The organism is Stenotrophomonas sp. 3diitr2024 (assembly GCF_042136455.1).
Taxonomy (GTDB): domain Bacteria; phylum Pseudomonadota; class Gammaproteobacteria; order Xanthomonadales; family Xanthomonadaceae; genus Stenotrophomonas; species Stenotrophomonas sepilia.
Map to the genome: position 1 here is coordinate 1 of NZ_JBHHMJ010000042.1, position 371 is coordinate 371.

At 65.8% G+C, this 371-nt stretch carries 1 protein-coding gene; it reads right to left on the bottom strand.

Annotated elements, in window-relative coordinates; genetic code table 11:
- Window positions 1–346: hypothetical protein (locus ABGA94_RS00905; protein WP_375366090.1), on the bottom strand; the 346-nt coding region annotated here is incomplete at its 3' end.
- Window positions 347–371: the final 25 nt, after the last annotated feature.

Below are 371 nucleotides of genomic sequence, written 5' to 3' on the forward strand. Positions count from 1 at the left end.
GGTCGATGTGGCCCATGCGCTCGCGGCGCACCTTGGCCAGGGTCACTTCGGTACCGCACTTTTCGCAGACCACGCCGCGGTGCTTCATGCGCTTGTACTTGCCGCACAGGCACTCGTAGTCCTTCACCGGGCCGATCTGTACCTTGCCGTTGTGGCTGGCCTGCAGGCCATTGAGGATGGCGCGGATGCGGTCCGGGTTGGCATGGAAGCGATGGATGCTGCTGCCGACCAGGCGTTCGGCCCACTTGGCCACCTTGGTCGCCAGCACCACCTTGTCGCGCTTGCCGCTGCGGGCAAACCACTTGCCGATCAGCGTCTCCGATTCGCCGCCGACATTGCCCGGCACCCAGGCCGAGTAAACGTCGGCGGTG